Below are 19519 nucleotides of genomic sequence, written 5' to 3'. Positions count from 1 at the left end.
TTATCCTTCAAGTTTCATATGCAAAATCGGGAAAGGCTTTCCCATACTATCGAGCGGTGAGCGGGTGATGATCTTAAACCCCATGTGCTGATAAAAACCGACCGCCTGTGGATTTTGTTCGTTGACATCGACTTCGGTTGCGCCAAGTTGTTCCATTGCGTATCGCAACAACAACTTACCCACGCCTTGTCCTCGCACTTCATTTAAGATGAACAGCATCTCAATCTTAGCGTCGTGTACACCGACGAAACCCACAATCGAACCCGCTTCATTTTTCACGCATCTTAATGTGACCGCTGGAAAAGCCTGTTCAATGATCATCGGTTTAAAAAACGCGATATCGTCTTCGGAAATAAAATCATGCGTTGCGCGGACGGAGTTTTCCCAAACATCCAGCATCTCTGCGTAATCTTCTGGGCGCACATTTTCTAACTGCATCTTGTTTCCTATAAAGTTGATTTGATTCGTATTCATGTGCAGCCGCTGACGGGCATTTTATCTTCTTGATGCTTGAAGTGTCTAACAATCTCATGAGACAGAAATGAACAGGACTATTACCTCGCATTAAAGATGCACAGCGAAACAATGATCTGTCTGATGTCTAGGAAGTTCTTCGTATGCGATGCCAACTCGAGCTCACGGCTTCAATATTGAATGCCTGATTTTTCATCAAGCACTACGAGAACTTGATCGCCTATATTGAGGTAACAGAAAATAAGAAGATTATTGAATGCAAAAAGATTTTCTACTAGCTTCACGTCTGCCACCTTCAGCGAGTAGTGCAATGATCGCGCAGACTCCACAACAGATATTCCACGCGCCAAAATATTGCTTCATTTCTTGTACTTTGAGAGGCATCAATTTACAAGCAGTTAAGCCAGCGGGTATGGGCATGAGGATAATGGCATACCTTGGCTTGCTGGCTTTACTGGATAAAATTTGGCAATAACCAAATACTTATGCTGCCTGATGACAAACAGCTTCAATGTTATTGCCTTCAGGATCAATTACAAAGGCACCATAGTAATGTGCGTGATAGTCAGGTCGAAGGCCTGGGGCACCATTGTCTTTTCCACCTGCGGCGATTGCTGCATGATAAAAAGCATCCACTTGTGCACGCGATTCTGCCCGCCATGCAAGGTGGCAGCCAGTCGTAGCTGCGGGACCGCCGTATGGTGAAGGCCCGTCAATAAACCACACATCCGCTTTTTTGCCGTCTGGTTCAGATGCATCTGGGTAGGCAAACCCCAAAATATTCATCCCATAGTGACCTTCAAAAGAAAGGCTATAACCCAAGGGTTCTAGGGCTTTACTGTAAAACGCTTTAGCGCGACCAATGTCGGTCACGCGGAATGTCATGTGATCTAGCATATTGAAATACTCCGTTTTAGTACGCGCACATCGCGCACAATACTGTACATGCATACAGTATTTATTTCAATAGGCTCAACTTATTTCAAAGTTAGGACTTACGCAAAATTGCGCTGACTAGAGCGTGCCTCGAATGTTTTAGTCGGGGGCGGGAAGCCGAAGACAGTACGGTTGCTTGGCCTGCCCTGCGAAGGCAGGGGGGCGATGCGAACCAACGACGCTAGTGTCTGTTTTGCGTAAGTCCAAGATATTTTAGCGCCAAGGTTTCAACGGAATGGTGAGCTTACTATCTGAGAACCATTTGATTTCTAAAGGCTCTTTACCATCCGCACTCGTCTCGTCGCTCACATCTTTTCCCGTTCCCATATTCACTTGCGCGTGGCGGTTCTTGTTCACGTCCAGCACCATGACAAGTCGGCTGCCGAGCGAGAGTAGTTTTGCCGTCATTCGCGCGTTCACAATCGGCACTTGTGTTTTCTTGCCGGGGGTCAGCAATTTGCGCATCGACATATCGTGGGCGTAACTGGCGCGACCTATGTAGTAGTTGAGAAAGACCACTTCACCTTCAGGCGATATCGCATAAAAATTGTAGCCAATATCGACATCACGTTTATTGATGGCGATTGAAAAGTGGCCGGTGATGCTTCCCGCTAGCTGCATCGCTTCCGTTAATGGCTCGGTCATAAACACGAGGCCATTGCTCTTGGGGAGTTGTTTGTGAATAAGCGGCCACATACCAGCTTCGTTGTTGGTGGTGGTGCGATCGGCTAAATCTACTGTTTGCAAGACAAAATCGAGCGTCCTTGGTTTGCTTCTCGACAGCTGATAATGACCGTCCTTATCTTTGGTCGTATTCAGATAAAAACGCAGACCTTCTTGATTTAATTTCTGCAGCGATGGATGGTGCTGCCAGGTATTACTGCCCATCAGTTGATAATTGACTTTGTCTTTCAGCAGCGAAGGACGAGCTTTGTTGTAGAGCACATAGTCGAACCATTGAAGAGCGATTTCTTCTGTGTCTTTTTCTAAAGCGACTGGATCGAGTTGGTAATTACTATGATGAGAATACGGCACACCTTGCGCCGTGCCATGGTTATACGGGCCGATCAGTAAAGTGTGATTCGCTTGTGGATTGTATTTGTAGTGCTGCTTCAAGAAATCGATCGCTGAAATTTGCCCACCATCGAAGTAGCCAGTAATCGACAGCACAGGGATATTGATTTTCTTGTAGTCATTTTTGTAGGGCAGCATTTGCTGGTAATAGTCGTCGTAATCAGGATGATTGAGCCACTTTTGAAACCACGGATTGGGCTTGCCCTCAACTTTGTCGATATCTCGAAAAGCACGCCCGCTCTTATACAAAGTGTCAAAAACATCGTCCCAATACTTCCCATCGGCATACACAGAATGATCCATGGTCTTGTTGTTTGTCACATGAAATGGCCATTGATAATTCGGTGTGATGAAAATATTGTTTTCGATAGGAAGTCCCGTCAATGGATTAGCGGCGGCGTAAGGCACGATGGTTTTTAATGCCGGGTGCATGTATTTCGCTGCGGCCCATTGAGAGAATCCCGAATAGCTTCCGCCATACATCCCAACGCGGCCATCACTCCAAGTTTGTTGGATGATCCAATCAATCACTTGGGTGGCGTCTTCACCGTCTTTTTCCCATGGAATAATTTCATCTGGACTGAGTCGTTTTCCACGAGTATTGGCGATCACGCCCACATAGCCGTGTGCCGCCGCATGGATCGCCGTTTTTATATGCCAAGCTTCGTCCGCATAAATAGAAAACTGAAAAGCAGCCGGACGTTTTCCAACAATTTGCTTCGGCCGCACCACCACCGCCGATAAACTCACGCCCGATTTTGTCTTGATGAGTACATTCGGTTCGATCACATAACGCTTGTCATTTTCGGCGGACAAGATCTGATTCCCTGTCGCTAAAATACGCTCGTACACTTTGTAGAGCTGGTAGTTCGTCACGAGCTTGACGATGTCGTTCTTATTTAGCGTGGCATTAGACTGAAGTTTTTTAAACAAACCCAACATATAGTCTTGGCCCATCTCGAGCGACCAACCTAGACAATAGCTCACCCTGTATAAGTCCTCGTTAGAAAAAGCGCCGAGTTTCCTCGTCATGAACTCGTGAAGTGCTTTCGCATCATATTGCCCTCGGTCGGGCGTAGCTTGACTCAACCAAATATGGCTTGAGTAGTGAAAATACCCCAAGGGATTTTTTTGTTTGGCGATGAGACCATGCGTTTGTTGAAAATCACCTAAGAACGAAGCGATAGCGATTTTGTCATCATCCCTGCTCGCATCGTCCACGGTCAGCTTGGCACGCTTTATCAAATCATTCAATTCTTGGCGAAAGAGATCGGATTGTAATAAATGATAAGCATCCGCTCTTTGTTCCATTTTGGCACCAGCGAGGCTAGCGGGCTTTTGATAGGTTTCGCTAGACCAGGCGTTGCCAGCGATCAAGGCTTGTATAATCAACACGATGAATGCCATGATCATGGATGGCTGTATTTGTCTCATTATTTGTCTCATAGGTTTACTCCATGTTTAATGAAGTGAATGAGCATAAGAAAACACCGCAAAAATGTCGTAACGTACACATTACTTTTGATGACTTTTGATGACTTAGACTGCTTTTCGCCATTTCCTCCTAAGAGGCTCACTCACAAAACACGTTCAACGTGATATTTTTCCGACTGACCATATTCCTTCACACAAAAATTCATGCGCTGGCAAATCGAACAATTCCTTTTTTGCGATCAACAACAAACCCTGAGCAGCAACGAGCAAGTACAGCAGCTTGAGCCTATGGCGGTCGAGTTGTTAAGCTATTTCTGCCAACATCCAGATAGCATCGTCAGCCGCGATGAACTGATCAACTCGGTTTGGCTTGGCCGAGTTGTGACAGATAGCGCCGTGAATAAAGTCGTCACCAAGCTCAGAAAACATTTTGACGACGATGCCAAAAGCCCCCGCTTCATCGCCACTTTTCCAAAGAAGGGCTATAAGTTCATCGCGCAAGTGCGCGCTATTGAATCGAGCAAACCCATCGCAGACATCTCTGCATTGGAACATGACTATCCCGAACACGGCAATGCGGCGAACAAAGATGCAGGAGAAGATGTAAAGCAATCTCCAAATGTAGACAAAGCAAAAAAATCACCCAGCAAATTCATCTGGCTCGCTGTCGCCATCTTTCTGATTGCTAGCGCAATCGGCCTTGCGCAATTCGTTTTCTTGAAGCAAACACCCACGCCTATTGCCAGCACCAAATCGCTCGCACTGACGCGCGACGCAGGTGCCGATGTATTCCCAAGTTTATCGCCCGATGGCTCGCTGTTAAGTTATGTCGAAGTGCGCGATAACAAAATGCGCCTCAAGGTCAAAAAACTGTCTGACGAAAGCATCTTCGTGTTCGACCATGGCGAAGCAAAAACGACCTCAGTTGGCCCCGCCGATTGGAGTGATGACGGCACACAGATCGCTTATTTGGTCACAACACCTGAATCCTGCCAATTTTTTATCCGCAATGTTCAAGGAAAATCATTTTCTGAACCGCAGCTCATTCACAATTGCCCGGTTGGCAGCTATGGAAAAATAGAATTCACCCACGATGTAAATAAACTGATTTACACCGAGGCGGAAGGGCATAATTCGCCTTATTCTTTATTTGAACTCAATCGACAAACCGGGAAAAAACGTCGTCTCGCACAACCAGAACTTGTCATCAGCGGCAATAGTCAATTCGACCTCCACCCTACCCAGAACAAGCTCTTAATTTCTTCCCCCGATAAACAACAATGGGAAGGTTTTTATGAACTCAATTTAGATACTGATGAGCTCAAACTCCTGTTCAAACTCGATGCCTATATTTGCTGTGGCATTTGGAGTCAACAAGGAGATCGCGTGATTTTGATGGGCGAACATCCGGCGAATCAATTAATTAGTTACGGCCTGAACGGTAACAATCCTTATGCAATTTATTCTGGCAATCTCAACTTAAGAGCACCGACACGACATAGTAACGGCAAGGATTATCTATTCCCAGCTGGCGAATCGAATCAAAACATTCTCCAATTTCGATTTGATACGCAAGACTCAATGGAACTTGTAACGAACTCAGTCGATGACAGGCTTGCGACTTTTTCGGAGAAAAATCAAACCCTGGCGTTCATTAGTTTGGCGACTGGCGGCGAGGAAATTTGGCTACGGCACAGCACACACAATGCCGCGAAAAGACTAAGTCAATTCAATGACGGCAGACATTACATCGACCTGCAATGGCGCCCTGATGGTAAGCAATTAATGGCACTTAGCCTCAATGAAATTCATCTCATCGATGCCACTTCAGGCTTATGGTCGAAAGTCAAGTTACCACAGAGAGAAATGCGCGCAGTTTCATTCAAAGACAATCAAACCGTCGCCTTTAGTGTCAATGTCAACGGCAAGTGGCAGATCAACTACTACCACCTCGACACTGAAACAACTTCGCTAGAAAAAGGCGGATGGCAGTATGCAAAATTTTCTGAAAGAGAAGACGACACGCTTTGGATCAACCAAGCAGGTGATCTCTACGCAGGAAAGATTCCCCAAAAAGTGCTGGAACTCGATGAGAAAAAAATCGACTGGCTATCAGGACGAGTCTTCAATATACAAAAACATGGCGACGCTTGGTACTGGCAACGCCGCGCGAACCATCGTTTAGAACTCCTACAAAAGAAAGCCAATCAATCACCAAAAATCATCGTGACCACAGACAGCTATCATTTCAATGTGAGTAAGACTGGCGTTTACTACCATCAATCACCACCGCAAAATATTGATATTTATCGGACGGTGATGATGCAGTAAAGAGGCTGTTTTTTAAGTGTGATTTGAGATTAAATAATCAGAAGCGACATTGACATTTGAAGTCAGTAGATAAAACTCTGTAAGTGAAGAAATGTATAAAAACCTGCAAAATTTATACATGACGACTCAAATAGATATAGCAATTTCAGTTTTCTATACATATCAATCAAATGCCGCCTAAAAAATTTACAGCCAAAAAAATGCTTTAAATTCAATATAATTATTGAATAATAAAAATTATATTTGCAACCAAAAAGTACCTTGACATGATATCACTAGGAGATGATAATTGAATCGAGCAAAAAAATGGAAAGTCATCTTTCATGATGATTTTGATCCTGAGTTCGATGCGCTCTCAGAAGATGTTCAAGATCAATTGCTTGCCGTTGCCGCCGCGGTACAAGAGCTTGGCCCCGCCGCTGATAGGCCGCATGTTGGAACGCTAGAAAATCCCAAGCACCCCAATATGAAAGAGCTTCGTTTCAAAGCAAACAATGGTGCAGAGATTTGGCGAGCAGCATTTGCCTTCGATCCGGATCGTAATGCGATAATTTTGGTGGCTGCCGACAAGCAAGGAAAAGATGAAGATAAGTTCTACAAAACCTTGTTAAAGAAAGCCAATCAACGCTTCGACAAACACTTGCAAGCTTTGAAGAATGTGGAAGCAAAAAAAGGAAACATCAGGAGATAATAATGGGCAGAAATCTAGACGACATTATCAAAAATTTGCCTGCAAAACGTCAGACAGAAATTGCTGCACTTTCAAAACAGAAAGTCGAAGAAATGATCGCCCACGCTGCGACACTCAGCGATTTTCGCAAAGCGGTAGGGAAAACCCAAGTCGAGGTGGCGCAGGAACTCGGCATTAAACAGAACGCCGTATCACAGCTTGAAAAACGTTCGGACACCTATGTATCCACACTACGTCGGTTCTTGAAATCGCTAGGATTAACGCTTGAACTTTCGGTTGTTGACAAAAATGGCTCGCGTATCGACTTACCCAATTTTCTTCCTTGGCAAGATGTGGATTCTACAGTTGATGCGTCTAAAACCTACTCAGTTCCCAGCATTGCATCTGGCAGAAAAGCTGTAGCAGCACCTGTTCGGAAAACTGGTACAAAAACTGTTCTAGCTAAGAAGATGCTTACCTCCACAAAGTCGGGATCAAGTGCGGCCAAGAAAAAGACGGTTGCGCCTTCCAAGCGTGCAGGGGCTTTGCATAACGCCTAATGGTGATAACTTGAAAATCGAAGACGTGTTTGTTAATGCTTATGAGCACGTAGTTAGTGAATTCTGTGGGCGGAATTTAGTAGCAGAAATCGTAGGTTAAGACTAAACAGAGTGATACCCAACATGAAGATTCACTTTATCTTTTCGGTTTTGATCTGAAAACTACATTCGTACGAATACGCGTTCGCTAATCGTACCTACGGCGCTAAGAGACGAATTGCTATGCCGATTAAAACGGCCTCAATAAATCGTCTTCAAGCTTGCTTGTTGTAATCAACAACTCTGCTGCCAACTGTTTGATTTTCTCAATTAGCTCTAAAACTTCATTTTCGGCAAAAACAATCGGAGTTCCATCCTTATCGTGTCCCGCTCTGTGTACGCAATGGTGTCGTTTGGCGACTGCCATGAACAGCCACGAAATATCGCCAAAGTCATGACCAAAAACTTCTTTGTACATTGGCTTTATTTTCTTTAGATCGTGAAATATGAGGTCGTGAAGATACTTTGCGACTGTGTCTTTGATCTGCTCCCGTTCTTTAAAAAGCTGAGACAGTGTGAACTTCATGTCCGAGAATTTAGGATCTGTCTCGATCAGCTTTCGTATCAATTCTTCGTGGCCGACGGTTGTTTTGATGAAAATTGAAGATAAAAAGCCTTCGGTTGCTGCGACTACATGACCGTAAATCATTACATGCAAGCTGAATCTGTTTTTTTCATTGACTTCAACTTTTAATAGCTCGGACGCACTGTCTAAGTGATCATTTAGGGTTTTGTAGTGCTCAGACGATTCGCTCTTCCAGTAAAACTCTTCGTCACTATCGTCTTCTGTGTAGTACGGGCCACTATTTTTTACGTCTACGTCGCCGTTATTTACGTACACGTCTGCTCCGCCAAATGAATTCATTATTATTACGTCGTAATCGGTTCCGCAGATTTCGCAAATAGCTGATTCATAATTTTCGGAATAGCTGTCCTTGTTTCTTTCCGCCATAAAATTAGGCTCAGGGCAAGGAAACGTTTCCGAAACTCTTTGGCCGCATTTACAGGTAAATGAGATGTCAATCTTCATATTTGGTGAAACTCAAAGGTATGTAGCGTTGAGATTTCGGGGGCGTCGACACAGACGGTTTAAATCTAAGTGAAGTTGTCATCGGCGATTCTCAGACGAACGCCATGTTAGCCATACTCATTAGAAGCTCACAACCCGATAGGAGAATTCTGTATTTTTGAAGCCAACATCTTTACGCATGGATGTAATGCAAGTCGCATACGCGGTTTGCAACTCTTGTTCGGAGTGAGCGCCTCGCCGCTCGGTATTGCTGCGTATTTGGTCTAACAACATACCGACCGCATTCATTACTTCGTCAGACGCCCAAAGCGCGGCCTCGTCGTAAGCCTCAAGAAATCGCACTTGATACTCAGGGCTGCTTCGAGTCGTCGAAGAAAGAAACACACGTAAAGCAACTGAAAGCTTGGCGTAGATATTCCTTCGGCGCACCAACAGCTCTTGTTCTCGGGATTGAGTTGCGCGCTCGTTTTCTAAGATACGTGTAGCCCAGACACCACCGAGCCATTTCGCTAGAGCAAAAACAATGGCGGCACCTCCACCAATAGCAATGAGTACTGAACCAGCAATAGACAATAGATCGGTTAATGGCATAAATGACCTGAGCAAGACTAATTTGTTCTAAAGTGAAAGACCCAACACTAACATATCCTTAAATTTTATTCAACAAAGTTCCCTGCCTTTCAAAACCCGTGCCACGCCTTGCTCTTTTCTATTATTGCAGCTTGAAAACAGGTGTATCGGAGGACACCATAAACACTGCATCAATGATAAATTTCAAGTGAATCTTTGAACGCTCAAACCTATTCAACAGTCACACTCTTAGCTAAATTTCTAGGCTTATCAACATCCGTCCCGCGAGCCAAGGCCGTGTGATACGCGAGCAATTGCAAAGGCACCGTATGCAAAATTGGTGACAGCATGCCATAGTGTTCTGGCAGACGAATCACGTGTACACCTTCACTTGGGGTGATGCGAGAATCGGCATCGGCGAAAACATAAAGTTCGCCGCCGCGTGCTCTGACTTCTTGCATATTCGATTTAAGTTTTTCGATGAGAGTGTCGTTCGGTGCGACCGTGACCACTGGCATGTCTTTGGTGACTAAGGCTAATGGTCCATGTTTGAGCTCGCCTGCTGGATAAGCTTCGGCGTGGATGTAGGAAATTTCTTTGAGTTTTAATGCACCTTCTAGAGCGATTGGGTAATGCAAACCGCGGCCTAAGAAAAGTGCGTTTTCTTTGCGGGCGAATTCGTCTGCCCAGGCGATAATTTGTGGTTCTAGTGCGAGTACTGCGGTGATGGCGACTGGTAAATGGCGCAGATCTTTGATGTGGTCTTGTTCTTCGGTTTCACTGAGTCTACCTTTGCTTTGTGCCAGGGTTAACGCCAACAAAAATAGTGCGGCTAGTTGTGTAGTGAAAGCTTTAGTCGATGCGACGCCAACCTCTACGCCTGCACGTGTGATATAGGCGAGCTCGCATTCGCGTACCATGGCGCTGGTCGATACGTTACAGATCGTCAGGCTATGCGGCATGCCAAGTTCGCGGGCGTGTTTGAGTGCGGCTAGCGTATCGGCGGTTTCGCCACTTTGTGAAATGGTGACGACTAAGCTCTTAGGATTCGGCACGCTATCGCGGTAGCGATATTCGCTGGCGATTTCTACATTCACCGGAATTTTGGCGATGGATTCTATCCAATATTTGGCGGTCATTCCAGCGTAGTAACTGGTGCCGCAAGCGAGGATAAGTACATTGTCGATCTCTTTGAAAACGCGATAGGCTTTGTCGCCAAATAACTCAGGCATGATGTTGGTAATGCCTTCTAAAGTGTCGCCTAGTGCGCGGGCTTGTTCGAAGATTTCTTTTTGCATGTAATGGCGATACGGACCTAGTTCTGCCGCACCTGTATGGGCGTGGACTGTACGCACTTCACGTTCTACTTGTTTGCCATTCACATCCGCGATCCACACGCGTTGCAATTGCAAATCGACGACGTCGCCTTCTTCTAAATAAATAATTTGATCGGTGGTGCCTGCGAGTGCCATCGCATCGGATGCTAAGAAGTTTTCGCCTTTACCAATGCCGACGATTAATGGTGAGCCTTGGCGTGCACCAACTACACGATGTGGTTCATCACGACAAAATACCGCAATTGCATACGCGCCAGCTAAGCGCTTAACGGCTTGTTGTACGGTTTCAAATAAATCGCCGCTATATAAATGATCGACCAAATGAGCGATGACTTCGGTGTCGGTTTGGCTTTCAAACACATAACCTGCTTGCGTGAGTTCTGCGCGTAGCTCTTCGTGGTTTTCTATGATGCCGTTATGGACGAGCGCAATACGTGCGTTCTCGCCATTAGGTGAAAAATGTGGATGCGCATTCGCTGAAGATGGTGCGCCGTGCGTTGCCCAGCGTGTGTGTGCAATCCCCGTGAATCCTGCCAAGCCAGTTTGCTCAACTTGCGCTTGTAATTCAGCAACGCGTGAAGTGCTGCGTGAGCGCTGCAATTTGCCATCGACATGCAAAGCCACGCCGCAGGAATCATAGCCGCGGTATTCGAGGCGCTTGAGGCCTTCTAACAAAATAGGAGTGATATTACGTTGTGCTACTGCGCCGACGATGCCACACATAGAGACCTCTGCTGAAAGAATAAGTCAACACTGACTGAATATTGAGCATCCTAAACCAGTCGCAATGAAATTTTCTTTCAATATTTTAATAAAAATGCTTAAATTAGCCATATAGATCAATAGATAAAGAAAAATTTCAAAATATACAGATACATGAAATTTAAAATCACTTCTTCATCACCAATTTTAAGCACGCCATGATTACATTAGACGAACTCGATAAACGCATACTACAAACACTGCAACTCGATGCTTCACTCAGCAATCAAGAATTAGCAGAGCGTGTACACGCTTCACCACCAACTTGTTTGCGCCGCGTACATCGTTTAAGAAAAGAAGGCGTGATCGCCCGAGAGGTCGCGATTCTTGCACCAGAAAAACTGGGACTTGGTTTGACAGCGATTGTGGAGATCACGCTTGATCATCAGGCCAGCGAACATCAAATTGCATTCGAACAATTGGTCGCAAAAGAAATTGCCGTACAACAGTGCTATCGAGTATCACCTGGTCCGGATTTTGTGGTGATTATTCAAGTTGCCGATATGGCAGCCTATCACGCACTGGCACATCGCTTATTTGCAACGCAAGCAAATGTGCGTAATGTGCGCAGCTTTTTCGCGATTAACCGCAGCAAGTTCGAGACGCAGATAGTGATTGATTGATGCATTGTTACTTTGCGTTTGCAATCCTCGCTGCGAATGAATGCCCCTATTTAATTTATCGTCCACATCAAATTGGTATTAACGCCAATCTAGGTTGATTGACGGCGAAGCACCACAACAAGCATCGTCTTTGCGGCAGATCAAAACCCTTCAAAGTACACAACTTACCTGTGTGAATCAGATATGCGCCAGATCAATGTCAGTGCTTTTTTTCTACTCAACACAGAGAGAATTAAAGACTCAAGGCTCGACACTTCGCTTATACAGGGCGAAATAAAGAATAATTTATGTATCTAAAAAATACATTGTGAAATTTTTAGCATCGCTTTTAGTCGTATTTAGGCGACAAATAACATCAAATTAAATGAGAAATGTCTAAATATTTCTTGACGATGACAAGATATACAATTTATGAATGATTGACATTACTAATCAAAATTATATTTATATTTATCGCCTTGCTATGATTCTGCCTGTCGTAACGATGCATACAAACGGAACGCAAAGAAACGGCAAATTTAATCACTTACAAAGGAAAAATCATGTTGAACGCATTTGTAGAAATCCAACTGGTAGTAACAATGATCGCTGTTGTCGCTGCATTCTCTGCTTACTTGATCGATAATTCTACTAACTAATTCATATTGTGAGCAGTGACATATCACTGTGATTAATTAGTGTTTGAATTGTGTCAAATGAAGTAAAAAAGTAGTTCAAAAATTTGTAGTAAGACAGTAGTCAGATAAGTTATATAGCAACAAATTAGCAGCAAGCTAAAAGTAGTAAGCAGTAAGTAAATAGCGTAAGAAGCAGTGTCACCGGCTGAGTAGAAACCCAGGTTGGATCGCTGGTGAGTAGTAAAAAAATAGACGCCTTTTTCATTCATGCTAATCAGCATCTTCCCCTTTATTCCGGGGTAAATGAAAGGCGTCTGTCTAGGGGGAAATTCTTCCCCCTGTTTTGTTTCTGGCCTTGCCAATCATCTCAGCAAGCGCGATCAATTTCAAGTCTGTGAATCCACAAACCTAATCCAACACAGGCATCAGGCTGGCAGTTCTTGTCGAATTATTTCTTGATTTTAACTGGGCGCTGCCAAGCATCTATCGTCACTTGTCTTGCGCGTGACACCGTCAATTTTCCTGCTGGTGCATCTTTTGACAAAGTCGTACCAGCTCCCAAAGTTGCGCCCTTACCTACTGTTACTGGCGCAATCAATTGGCTATCACTACCAATAAAAGCATCATCTTCAATCACGGTACGGAATTTGTTCACGCCATCGTAATTGCAAGTGATCGTACCTGCGCCAATATTGACTCTGCTACCAACAGTGGCATCACCGATATAGGCAAGATGATTTGCCTTGCTGTGTGCAGCAATTTGGCTATTTTTCACTTCGACAAAATTACCGATATGCACATCTTCAGCCAATTCAGCACCTGGCCTTAAACGTGCATAAGGACCGATTTGTCCTTTTGCACCGACCACTGCATTTTCGATATGACAGAAGGGTTTGATCTCCGCGCTTTCACCAATCTTGGCATTCTTGATCACGCAGTGTGCCGCAACTTTCACACCATCGGCTAATTCCACATTCCCTTCAAACACACATCCAACATCAATCGTCACATCACGACCGCAGACTAAATTGCCACGCACGTCAATCCGCGCAGGATCAAGTAAAGTCACGCCCTGTTCTAACAATTGATAAGCAATATTTTTTTGATGCAAACGCTCTAATTCCGCTAACTGAACTTTGCTGTTCACACCGATTGTTTCCCAAATCGCCGCTGGCTGCGCGAATGTCACTTCAACCCCATCCGCGACCGCGCTAGCAACGATGTCCGTTAAGTAGTACTCACCTTGCGCATTTTGATTCGAAAGCTTCGACAACCACTGTTTAAGCGCTACCGTCGGGGCAATCATGATGCCGGTATTGATCTCGGTCACCGCGCGTTCTTCGGCATTCGCATCTTTTTGTTCAACGATGCGGCGAATTTTTCCATCTTCGCGAATGATGCGCCCCAAGCCAGTCGGGTCACTCATCTGCGCCGTGAGTATCGCAAGTTTGTCTTTTCCCGCCGCATTCATAAGCGCTTGCAAACTAGCGGCGCGAGTCAATGGCACATCGCCATACAAAATTAATGTTGGGACAGCATCATCCAAATGCGGTACTGCCTGCGCCACTGCATGTCCGGTTCCCAATTGTGGTTCTTGCTTCGCAAAACAAATATCATCGTCAGCCACCGCTAATGGAACTTGATCTCCACCGTGTCCGTAAATAACACAAATTTTTGCAGCGTGATCCGCATGCAACTGCCGCGCAGTATCAATCACGTGCTGCAACATCGGCTTACCCGCAATCGGGTGCAGCACTTTCGGTACATTTGATTGCATGCGTTTGCCCATGCCAGCAGCCAGAATCACGACATTCATATTATTTTGATAAACAAGAATCACGAAGCCATCAGTCTATCATGCGGATCTGCCTTGGAGCATGGGTATGAGGGTGTCATAATCGCGGTTTCACTTGATTTTATCTGCCCTAAAATGACGCCAGAACTCCGCAAAGAAGCTTCCGAACTACAACTACACAAACGCGGTATTCGCATCAACGTGCAGTTGCATGTGATCGAAGCCGATGAAGAAGTACGCTTGCGCAGTGAATCTGAATTAGCTCAACGACTCATTGGTTTGTGGGCAGTCAGCCAGGCTGCCCACAGCGGCCACTATGTTGAACTGCACCATTTTCTGCAAGCACATGATTTGATGCACGTATTATCAGCCGAAGAGTCTAGCTTTCTGCATGACTATGCAGAAGGCAGCGAGCTAAACGACCATCGTGTTCAAGCTTTTCAAAATCGCTTGCACGCGTTTCATTTTTTAGCCTGGTGTGCGGGATTATTGGACAAAATCGATCTCAGCAATAAGCCAATTCTCACCGATAAAATTCTGAGCTATTTTCCAGCACTCAATGCGCTTAATCATGTGCAAGGTGCGCCAGATATCCTTGTGCAGATCAAATCCGCCTTAAAAGCCCGACGCAAAGACGTTATTATGGATTGGGCGGATCTACTCTACCGTTTACATTGGTCGGTTCGTCATGCGCAGCTTAACCACAAACCTTGCCCGGGAAATATCAATCCTGAGATGGTCAGAGAGTGGCATCAAGCTGTCAATTGGATGTGTAATTATGATGATGAAAATAATTGGGATAAAGTCAGCACCGAAACCACAGCTTAAACACTAGGGTCAACAAGTCTCTACGCGACTGGGAACCATATCGGGCATCTTGCGGTCTATTTGCACTTCAGTCACTTGCTGAAGTCGCTGATGCACGATAGGAAATCTGCATTTACTCAACAATACCACCTACAATTGATCTAAGCTTTTACCGGAAACGCACATCCTCACACTTGCCAACAGTAATACATCAATAAGGAAAACCATGAGACTCAAGAAAAGCACCCCATTACCAATCGCCCTGATTGTGAGCGCTCTGTTTGCGGGAGCCGCATTTACCTCCAGCACTTACGCCACGCCACCTGAAGCCAAAATCACAGCCGAGCAAGCCTTAATCGCAAAAGCAAAGGCTATCCATAAGCGCGTACTGACCTTGGATACGCATGCGGATATCGATATCAATAATTTCGCTTACTCACGCAACTACGCGCAAGATTTGGAAAATCAAGTCACCTTACCCAAAATGATCTCTGGTGGTTTGGATGCTGCTTTTTTCATTGTGTACACCGGACAATCAACTGAAGCCGATGCTTTCGAGCCGGCGGGTTACAAGCGCGCCTATGATGGCGCTATCAATATGTTTGAGGGCATACACCGTATGACGACGGTGTTAGCGCCAAATCAAATCGAATTTGCGCGCAGTGTTGCGGATGTTAAACGCATTTATGCCAAGGGTAAAAAAGTCGCCTTGATCGGGGTCGAAAATGCTTACCCACTCGGTGACGAAAAGTTTGCACTCAGACGCGTCAAGCAATTCCACGATCGCGGCGCGCGCTACATGTCTTTAGCACATCAAGGACATAGTCAACTTTCCGACTCGAACACCGGCGAAACGATCGGCTGGAAATGGAATGGGTTATCACCGTTAGGTAAGCAAGTGATTGCAGAGATGAATAAATGGGGCATCATGGTCGACGTATCGCACCCATCGAAAGAATCGATGATGCAGACACTGGCGATTACTAAAGCACCTATCATTGCATCGCACTCGTCCGTGCGTGCTTTGTGCGATGTCAGCCGGAATATGGATGATGAGCAATTACTCGCGCTCAAAGCGAATAATGGTGTGATTCAAATCGTTGGCTTTAGTAGCTATTTGAAGACGGATTCAGCAGAACGCCGTGCCGCGTTGAAAGTAGTGCGCGATGAATTTAAAGTACCTGGTAATGTTTCTGTCGTTGGCATTCGTCGCGGCCCAGTTGGCGGCATCAGCGAAGAACAACGTGAAGCCCTACTCAAGCGTTTGAACGAAGTGGATGCGAAATTCCCACCGCCGACTCGTGCAAATGTTCAAGATCTGGTGAATCACATTGATTATGCAGTCAAGTTAATTGGTATCAATCACGTAGGAATTTCTTCTGATTTTGATGGCGGTGGCGGGATCGATGGTTGGAATCATGCTGGCGAAACTTTTAACGTGACTTTGGAACTAGTACGTCGCGGCTACACGGAAGAACAAATTGCCAAACTCTGGAGCGGAAATCTGTTGCGTGTGATGGGCGATGTTGAAAAAATCGCGAAAGACTTGCAAGCGCAGAAGTAGAAACCGTTTAGTCTCAAACTCATAGGCGCTAGCCAATTCAAAATTAATCTAAACCGCATGGGCACAAGGTTCCCGCCCCTTCAAGGGGCGAGTTAGGGTGGGGATGGGTTTGAATTGAACAAGAAATATCGTCGATTGCTCAATTAAACCCATCCCCATCCCTGCCTTCCCCTTGAAGGGGAAGGAGTAAATCGAGCGCTCTAGCCGTTTCAGGAAAATCTCTATTTTGACTAGCGCCGACGGGGTAAAAACCGCCCTATAAATCGCAACTTCAACAACAATGCTGATGCTCGTCCTCAGCCTCTTCCACGCAACTCGCACGCAACAATGCCGCCGCTTGCACCATATGCTCTAAGGCCGCAATCGTTTCTGGCCAGTTGCGCGTTTTCAAACCACAATCAGGGTTCACCCAAATACTTTGATCTGGCAATAATTGCCGTGCTTTTTGCAAGAGCTTTTGCATCTCGCTGACTTTCGCGACACGCGGTGAGTGAATATCATAGACACCCGGACCGATCTGATTCGGATAAGCAAAGTCGCTAAAACCTTCTAATAATTCCATCGCCGAACGTGAAGTTTCTATACTAATGACATCGGCATCCATCGCTGCAATCCACGGCAAAATATCATTGAATTCGGCATAGCACATGTGGGTATGAATTTGCGTTTCATCCTGAACGACCGCCGAACATAATTTGAACGCGTGCACCGCATTTTCCAGATACGCGGTCCAATCTTTTTGCTTCAAAGGCAAACCCTCGCGAAAAGCTGGTTCGTCAATTTGTATCATGCCGATTCCTGCCTTTTGCAAATCGGCTACTTCATCACGCAATGCCAAAGCAATTTGCAAAGCGGTGGTCGCACGCGGCTGGTCATCACGCACAAACGACCATTGCAACATCGTGATCGGCCCTGTCAACATACCCTTCATCGGTTTCTGCGTGAGACTTTGCGCATACGCACTCCATGCCACCGTCATTGCTTCTGGACGACAGACATCGCCATAAATGAACGGTGGCTTCACGCAACGTGAACCGTAGCTCTGCACCCAACCAAATTGGGTAAAGCCATAACCCCATAATTGCTCACCAAAATATTCCACCATATCGTTGCGCTCAGCTTCACCATGGACCAGCACATCGAGTCCGATTTTTTCTTGTTCAGCGACGACGTAAGTGATTTCTGCACGCATCACTTCCAAATATTCTAGATGTTTTAACTCACCCCGTTTATACGCAGCACGCGCCTGACGTATCGTTTTAGTTTGCGGAAAGGAACCGATAGTCGTGGTCGGAAATAGCGGCAGATCAAATCGCTGTTGTTGCGCGATGATACGTTCTGCGAATGGGGAATTTCTCTCTGCATCGCTAGCCTGTGTTTGCGCCATTCGTTTCTGTACCGATTCGATATGGATGCGCTTAGAAGTGCGGCGACTTTGTTGCGCGGCATCGGCTGTCGCAAATGCGTTTCTCACTAGCTCTTTGTTGCCATCGAAAGCCTGTTTTAAGCTGACAATTTCCGCGAGCTTTTGTACCGCGAATGCTAGCCATGAACGCAATTCTGGATCGAGCTTGTTCTCTACATCCAAATCAACGGGCACATGCAATAGGGAACAACTGGCCGCTAACCACAAAGGCGCTTGTAGGGTTTTCAAATGACTTTGCACGGGTTGATATAGTTCGAGAATACTCGACAAATCAGCGCGCCAGATATTGCGTCCGTCAATCACGCCTAAAGATAAAACGCGTCCTTGTGGCCAGTTTTTTAACAGAACCTCCAACTGTTGCGGTGCGCGTACCAAGTCAATATGCACGCCATCAACCGGTAAGCGATGCAACAAATCAGCATGTTCGGCGATTGAGTCGAAATAAGTGGTCAGTAATAATTTCGGTGTATTGGCGCTCAGCAATTGGTAAGCAGGCTCAAACGCACGTAGCCACTCTGCACTGAGATCCAAAACCAAAATTGGTTCATCTATTTGCACCCATTCCACACCCGCTTCTTGTAAAGAGATCAGCAAGTTTTTATACGTAGGCAGCAGTTTATGCAATAGCTCTAAGGGGCTACTCAGACCTGATTTAACCTTACCCAAATACAGCAAGCTCAATGGACCAAGCAGACTGACTTTCACTTGATGACCAAGTTGCTGTGCTTGTTGTACTTCTTCTAGTAACGCACTGTTTGCTTGTAAATCGAACTGAGTATCGGCAGTCCACTCCGGGACTAAATAATGGTAATTGGTGTCAAACCATTTAGTCATTTCCATCGCGACGTGCTGAGCATTGCCACGGGCGGCCGTGAAGTAATTTTCCAAACTGGTGTGCTGGCGATCAAAGCCAAAACGGCTAGGCAAAGCGCCGAATAAGTTCAGTGTGCTAAGCACCTGGTCATACCAAGCGAAATCGCCAACCGTCACAAAATCTAAGCTAGCTTGCTGTTGCAATGCCCAATGTTGGGCGCGTAAATCACTACCGATATCACGCAGAGCAACTTCGCTAATTTCACCACGCCAAAAGGCTTCTTGGGCAAATTTCAATTCACGTTGTGCGCCTATGCGCGGGAATCCTAAAATGTGGGCAATCGTCATCATGTGCTCCTGAGTGTTAGGTTTAAGTATTTCTGCATGATGAGAGAAAATCCATTATTATTCAAACGATGAATTTTTATATTTAACTTGAAAAATTTTCATAATCACTCAATAGATATAAAGTGCCGCGTTTGCCATTAGCATATTCCCTCTCCCGCGTGCGGGAGAGGGTTAGGGTGAGGGTAGTTCAGCGACTGCAATTTCATCTGGAGCAAAGGTCAATAAAGGAATTGCAGTTCTTTTGACTTTATCCGAACCTGAGCGCCCCTCATCCCTAACCCTTCTCCCGCTTGCGGGAGAAGGGAATTA

The 19519-nt window shown here is 45.6% G+C and carries 15 protein-coding genes; 7 read left to right on the top strand and 8 right to left on the bottom strand.

Translation table 11 applies throughout. From position 1 onward, the window contains the following. Positions 1–438 carry a GNAT family N-acetyltransferase gene (locus tag H8K33_RS17380; protein ID WP_186892336.1) on the bottom strand — a complete coding sequence of 146 codons (438 nt, stop codon included), beginning with the start codon at positions 436–438 and terminating at the stop codon, positions 1–3. Between the two features lie 292 nt (positions 439–730). On the opposite strand from H8K33_RS17380, the gene H8K33_RS17375 reads away from it, so the two are divergent. After that, positions 731–949: a hypothetical protein gene (locus tag H8K33_RS17375; protein WP_186892335.1), complete on the top strand. Its 219-nt coding sequence runs from the start codon at positions 731–733 to the stop codon at positions 947–949. 8 nt (positions 950–957) lie between these two features. On the opposite strand, the gene H8K33_RS17370 is transcribed toward H8K33_RS17375, so the two are convergent. Together H8K33_RS17370 and H8K33_RS17365 are read right to left on the bottom strand one after the other, a co-directional pair. Continuing rightward, the gene (locus tag H8K33_RS17370) at positions 958–1371 is read right to left on the bottom strand and encodes a VOC family protein (RefSeq protein ID WP_186892334.1); all 414 of its coding nucleotides are present in this window, start codon (positions 1369–1371) and stop codon (positions 958–960) included. A gap of 252 nt (positions 1372–1623) precedes the next feature. Next, the gene (locus H8K33_RS17365; RefSeq protein ID WP_186892333.1) at positions 1624–3918 is read right to left on the bottom strand and encodes a CocE/NonD family hydrolase; all 2295 of its coding nucleotides are present in this window, start codon (positions 3916–3918) and stop codon (positions 1624–1626) included. A 204-nt stretch (positions 3919–4122) separates the two neighbouring features. Between H8K33_RS17365 and H8K33_RS17360 the strand changes: the two genes are divergently transcribed. From H8K33_RS17360 to H8K33_RS17350, 3 genes are all read left to right on the top strand, one after another. Beyond that, the gene (locus H8K33_RS17360) at positions 4123–6249 is read left to right on the top strand and encodes a winged helix-turn-helix domain-containing protein (RefSeq protein WP_186892332.1); all 2127 of its coding nucleotides are present in this window, start codon (positions 4123–4125) and stop codon (positions 6247–6249) included. A 289-nt stretch (positions 6250–6538) separates the two neighbouring features. Continuing rightward, the gene (locus H8K33_RS17355) at positions 6539–6940 is read left to right on the top strand and encodes a type II toxin-antitoxin system RelE/ParE family toxin (RefSeq protein ID WP_186892331.1); all 402 of its coding nucleotides are present in this window, start codon (positions 6539–6541) and stop codon (positions 6938–6940) included. Between the two features lie 2 nt (positions 6941–6942). Further along, the gene (locus tag H8K33_RS17350; RefSeq protein WP_186892330.1) at positions 6943–7479 is read left to right on the top strand and encodes an XRE family transcriptional regulator; all 537 of its coding nucleotides are present in this window, start codon (positions 6943–6945) and stop codon (positions 7477–7479) included. Positions 7480–7708: 229 nt separating this feature from the next. On the opposite strand, the gene H8K33_RS17345 is transcribed toward H8K33_RS17350, so the two are convergent. The 3 genes from H8K33_RS17345 to glmS form a co-directional block, all read right to left on the bottom strand. Then, a complete protein-coding gene (locus H8K33_RS17345) occupies positions 7709–8548 on the bottom strand; it encodes a hypothetical protein (RefSeq protein ID WP_186892329.1) in 840 nt (279 codons plus the stop codon). A gap of 120 nt (positions 8549–8668) precedes the next feature. Next, a complete protein-coding gene (locus tag H8K33_RS17340; protein WP_186892328.1) occupies positions 8669–9139 on the bottom strand; it encodes a hypothetical protein in 471 nt (156 codons plus the stop codon). Positions 9140–9348: 209 nt separating this feature from the next. Next, a complete protein-coding gene (glmS, locus tag H8K33_RS17335) occupies positions 9349–11178 on the bottom strand; it encodes a glutamine--fructose-6-phosphate transaminase (isomerizing) (RefSeq protein ID WP_186892327.1) in 1830 nt (609 codons plus the stop codon). A gap of 197 nt (positions 11179–11375) precedes the next feature. Here glmS and H8K33_RS17330 point away from each other — a divergent pair, with 197 nt between their 5' ends. Then, on the top strand, positions 11376–11840 hold the full coding sequence (locus H8K33_RS17330; RefSeq protein WP_186892326.1) for an Lrp/AsnC family transcriptional regulator: 465 nt from the start codon (positions 11376–11378) through the stop codon (positions 11838–11840). 1065 nt (positions 11841–12905) lie between these two features. Here the strand turns inward: H8K33_RS17330 and glmU are convergent. Next, complete coding sequence (gene glmU / locus H8K33_RS17325; protein WP_186892325.1) at positions 12906–14273, bottom strand: bifunctional UDP-N-acetylglucosamine diphosphorylase/glucosamine-1-phosphate N-acetyltransferase GlmU; 1368 nt, start codon at positions 14271–14273, stop codon at positions 12906–12908. 114 nt (positions 14274–14387) lie between these two features. Here glmU and H8K33_RS17320 point away from each other — a divergent pair, with 114 nt between their 5' ends. Further along, the gene (locus H8K33_RS17320; RefSeq protein ID WP_186892324.1) at positions 14388–15080 is read left to right on the top strand and encodes a DUF4272 domain-containing protein; all 693 of its coding nucleotides are present in this window, start codon (positions 14388–14390) and stop codon (positions 15078–15080) included. A 205-nt stretch (positions 15081–15285) separates the two neighbouring features. Beyond that, positions 15286–16623, top strand: a complete 1338-nt coding sequence (locus H8K33_RS17315) for a dipeptidase (RefSeq protein ID WP_186892323.1) — start codon at positions 15286–15288, stop codon at positions 16621–16623. A gap of 271 nt (positions 16624–16894) precedes the next feature. On the opposite strand, the gene metE is transcribed toward H8K33_RS17315, so the two are convergent. After that, positions 16895–19210, bottom strand: a complete 2316-nt coding sequence (metE, locus tag H8K33_RS17310; protein ID WP_186892322.1) for a 5-methyltetrahydropteroyltriglutamate--homocysteine S-methyltransferase — start codon at positions 19208–19210, stop codon at positions 16895–16897. Positions 19211–19519 lie beyond the last annotated feature (309 nt).

It is taken from the genome of Affinundibacterium amnicola, from assembly GCF_014284275.1.
GTDB lineage: Bacteria > Pseudomonadota > Gammaproteobacteria > Burkholderiales > Burkholderiaceae_D > Undibacterium > Undibacterium amnicola.
Note: the sequence above shows the minus strand (reverse complement) of the source record. Positions and strands in the feature narration are given on the sequence as shown.